Raw genomic sequence first — 4,145 nt, forward strand, 5'->3', positions numbered from 1 at the left:
CCTTCGCCTCGCCGCCCGCCGTAGCCTCCGCATTGCGCGTCGACCAATAAGGATTCAACGGATCCAGCGTCTCCAGCGTGTGCTCATTCTGTCCCAACACATACGGCACAATCTGAATATTGTGCGAGCCCGCAGTCCCTGTAAGATCCTCGAAATGCAGCGTCCCCTCCTGACTTAGCTCTCCCGTCACATTCGCTGACACCCGCGGCCAGAAATCATTCTCACTGTTGCGCGGAAAATTCCGCCAGAACACCGCGCCCCACGTGCTACTCTTCGGCGGAAACCGTATGCTCCGAAACGGAATCGCGAGCAGCGCCATCCATCCCTTGCTCGTTATCTTTGCCTCCGAATCCCACACTTGGTCATAGCTGTAGTCGGGCCCACCCGTCTCTGTCCACGCCGCATCGGCCTGCACACCCGCAGGGTTCACCTGGAACTCCACACCGCGCTGCCGATCCTGAAACGGGTCAAGATTCACCGTGACAAAATCATCATTCAGAATATTCTCGCGCCGCGCCAGGTGCGTGCGAATCAGCCCCGGCTGCTTGTCGAAGCACAGGAACACAATGTACAGCGTCGTCTTCGTGTGACCCAGGTACACCTCCGTCCGCTCCGAACCCGGCGCTCCATCCACGGGTGTGTTCTGGATAAACTGCGTCGCATACCCAAGCTGTTGCTTCAGCCCCGCCCGCGGCTCCATATCCGGAAAGTCCTTCAGCGAAATCGGCGCACTCAATAGCGGCACCTTCACATCCGGCAGCGGCTGCGACTTCGGCTTCGCCTCGCTCGTGACCGTCGGCTTCCCCGTAGTCCCCGGGTTCACCTGCGCCTGCCCAACCCCCGCGAGCAATAGCCCCACCGTGGCAATCCCTAGCCTCAATCCCGTCTTCGTAGCCCAGCTCAACAACACAACTCCTCGTGCACGGCCAGTCAAAGCCGTTCACCAACGCATTCCTGTTTATCCAGACACGCTCAGTACCCAGATACGCTCAAAGCGATCGCCCGGTTCCCTGCGCTGGAACGTACCTGGAACGCAGCCTTGCTATCGAGATCTTCTGTAAGACGATTGCCCACCGAAATCGAAAGCCGCCCCGCAGCCTTTAATAACCCACTCGAGTTACCGAGCCCGCCTGACGCCTCTAGTGCGCCGCGGCCTCCGGTGACGGCTTAGCTGTCTTCGCTGGCAGACGCATCACGAACGGCAATGGCGTAAGACAAATAATCACCCCGGAGAGAATCGCAAATGCGTTCTTGTAGGCCAGCATACTGGCCTGCCGAAGCATCTGCTGATACGCATACCCGACCGCGACCTGCCCTGCCTGCGCCGCGCTCATGCCCTGCAACTGAACGATATGCGCGACGTGAGAGATGTAGTTGTCGTAGCCAGCCTGGCCCGCTCCGCTATGCGCAGAGAGCTGCATCTGATGCGTCTGCGCCGTGCGCGCAAGGAACGTCGTCAGCAACGCCGTCCCCGCGCTGCCGCCAAGATTACGCGCGAAATTGGACAGGCTCGAGATCTGATTCATCTTCGTCGTCGGCACGCCCACATAATTCAGCGTGCTGATCGGAATGAACACCAGCGGCAATCCAATCACCTGGAACATGCGCCATTGCGTGATCGTCGCAAAACTCGTGTCGAGCGAAAGTCGAGTCAAGTTATACAGTCCCACCGCCGTGATCACGTAACCAATACAAACCAGCAACCGCGGATCCATCTTCCCAATCAATCGCCCCGCAACAAACATCATGAACATCATCACAAAGCCCGCAGGGCTTAGCGCTTCTCCCGCCAGTTGCGCCGTGAATCCCAGCAGCGTTTGCAGGTATTGCGGGATCAACACGGTAGATCCAAACAGCACCATGCCAAGCACCAGCTGCAGAAACACCGCGGTCCCGAAGTTGCGGTTCTTCAGCAGCTTCAGATCCACAATCGGATCTTCGTGGTTCCACTCCCAAAAGACAAACGTCACCAGCAACACCGCAGCCACAATAGCCGCAGTCGTGATCGCCGACGAGCCAAACCAGTCCTTCTCCTGCCCCTTATCCAGGAAGAACTCCAGCACGCCCACGCCGCCTGCAACCAGCGCGAGACCGGTGAAATCAACCTTCTTCCCAATGGAAGCCTTGCGGCGCTCGATCAACTGCGGTGGATCCTCCACCATGCGCGAACTCAGCCAGATCGAAAACAGCCCGATTGGTATGTTGATGAAGAAGATCCAATGCCAGTTGAAGTTGTCCGTGATCCAACCACCCAGCGTAGGACCGATGGCCGGAGCCACCACCACGGCCATGCCGTATACCGCGAACGCCTGGCCGCGTTTCTCCACCGGAAACGTATCCGCCAGAATCGCCTGTTCCGAAGGCGCCAGCCCGCCGCCCCCCAGCCCCTGCAGTACCCGCGCGACAATGAGAAACGGAAGCGTCGGCGCCAGCCCGCACAGCAGCGAGCACACCGTGAACATAATGACGCACGTAATATAAAACCGCTTGCGTCCGAAACGGTCCGACAACCAACCCGAAATCGGAAGGATGATCGCGCTCGCCACAAGGTAGCTCGTCAGCACCCACGTGGCCTCATCCTGCGACGCGCCCAGCGACCCCGCCATGTGCGGCAGAGCCACGTTCGCGATCGAGGTGTCCAGCACCTCCATGAAGGTCGCAAGCGTGACCGTCAGCGCAATGGCCCACGGATTGTGTTTTGGCTTCCAGTTTGCGTCGTAGGCCATATCAGCTTCCTGATATAGAATATCAGGAGGCTGATATGGATTCTTTAAAACGTGAAAAACAATCCGCGGAAAGCCTCAGCGACCGATCCATCGGCAAGCCCATTCTCGCGCGCATTACCAGGATGAAGGCCGTGCTGCAGGGTTTGAGGGTGCTGATGGACGAAGACCTGCAGCCGCTCGGCATCACCACCTCGCAGCTGCGCATGCTATGGTCCATCGCCGAGAATCCAGGAATCTCAGGGGCGAAGGTCGCCCGCCTGTGCTCCGTCACCCCGCAGTCAGGTCAGGCGACGCTCACCATGATGGAGACCCAAGGCTGGGTGCGCCGCCGGCCAAGAGAAGCCAACCATCGCGTCCTGGTAGCTGAGCTGACGACCAAGGGCGAACGGGTCCTCATCAAGGCCAGAGAAATCGCGCAGGCGCTCGATCGCAGGCTCTGGAAGGGAATCAGCGAGCGCGATCTCGCCGGACTCGATGCCGCGCTGCAAAGTGCCCTCAAGAAGCTAACGCGCATGTAGCCCAGGCTCGTCGCGACAGCTATCCGCAACCCCACAACGCTGCACTGCTTAAGATCGGTGCGCGAAGGCCGCCGACGGCCCACCAGCTGCGTCCACTTCATCCCCGAGGTTCATCGCTGCGATGAGACCGCCCTTCACCGTGAACACATGCTGAACCTCGCTGTCCGAAAGAACCTCCCCCTGCAGGCTCTTGACGAGCTGGTGCACCCGAACCCGGATCACGCCTCCATCTCCCTCGGTCATCGCGATCGGTTCGACATGAGGATCGAACTCCTTCCATTGCCGGCTCCAATAGCCGCGGATCTCTTCTTTCCCGACAACCCTGCCGCCCTCTGAAGCCCTCGGCCAGCTCACATCTTCCGTCATCAGCGCCAACGCGCCGTCAATGTCCCGCCGATTAAATGCGGCGTACGCCCTCTCGATCACTGTCTTAGCCTCTGCCATTCATCCCCCCGGTACTCTCGCCCCGCACTCGATTCTCATGATCCCGCCAGTCCTCATCATCGCTGTCGAGCTCCAGCAAGAACTTATGTTCAGCAGCGCTGCCTAAGCTCTGCGAGTTGATTTGCTCTTTCCGCAAAGTCGGCCGTTGCGCAAGAAGTGCACCGGCTTTCCGTCCCGTCGCCGCGTTGGCCGGCCTTGGAAATGACTTCACTGACCGCGCTTCGGCGCTCCTTCTCGGTTAGACCGAATAATCCAGGTCCACGCCAAGACAACCGCCGAGGTTGCCACTATAAATTCCGCCCAGATAAATGAGATGTAATCGCTCAAGGCTCCGACTGCTGGTACCCCGGGTTGGACGTTACGCAGAGCCGGAAGGCCAAATATCAGCGCAACGCACAACGACAGCGGAATTAAGTTGATCGCGTCCGGAGAGGCCGTCACTCGTAGCACCATAACC

At 59.3% G+C, this 4,145-nt stretch carries 5 protein-coding genes; 1 reads left to right on the forward strand and 4 read right to left on the reverse strand.

What is annotated here, in order from left to right; genetic code table 11:
• On the reverse strand, window positions 1-859 hold an 859-nt coding region (locus tag WCB02_RS05355; protein WP_423956799.1), incomplete at its 3' end, for a carbohydrate binding family 9 domain-containing protein.
• Between the two features lie 280 nt (window positions 860-1,139).
• Complete coding sequence (locus WCB02_RS05360; protein WP_423956800.1) at window positions 1,140-2,726, reverse strand: DHA2 family efflux MFS transporter permease subunit; 1,587 nt, start codon at window positions 2,724-2,726, stop codon at window positions 1,140-1,142.
• On the opposite strand from WCB02_RS05360, the gene WCB02_RS05365 reads away from it, so the two are divergent.
• On the forward strand, window positions 2,699-3,244 hold the full coding sequence (locus WCB02_RS05365) for a MarR family winged helix-turn-helix transcriptional regulator (protein WP_423956801.1): 546 nt from the start codon (window positions 2,699-2,701) through the stop codon (window positions 3,242-3,244). The two genes, WCB02_RS05360 and WCB02_RS05365, sit on opposite strands and share 28 nt — an antisense overlap.
• A gap of 48 nt (window positions 3,245-3,292) precedes the next feature.
• Here the strand turns inward: WCB02_RS05365 and WCB02_RS05370 are convergent, their stop codons facing one another.
• Window positions 3,293-3,688 (reverse strand): nuclear transport factor 2 family protein, encoded by a 396-nt coding sequence (locus WCB02_RS05370; RefSeq protein WP_423956802.1) that lies wholly within the window; start codon window positions 3,686-3,688, stop codon window positions 3,293-3,295.
• Window positions 3,689-3,895: 207 nt separating this feature from the next.
• On the reverse strand, window positions 3,896-4,141 hold the full coding sequence (locus WCB02_RS05375; protein ID WP_423956803.1) for a DUF4436 family protein: 246 nt from the start codon (window positions 4,139-4,141) through the stop codon (window positions 3,896-3,898).
• Window positions 4,142-4,145: the final 4 nt, after the last annotated feature.

The sequence above is a fragment of the Bradyrhizobium sp. genome (genome assembly GCF_049581145.1).
Classification (GTDB): domain Bacteria; phylum Pseudomonadota; class Alphaproteobacteria; order Rhizobiales; family Xanthobacteraceae; genus Bradyrhizobium.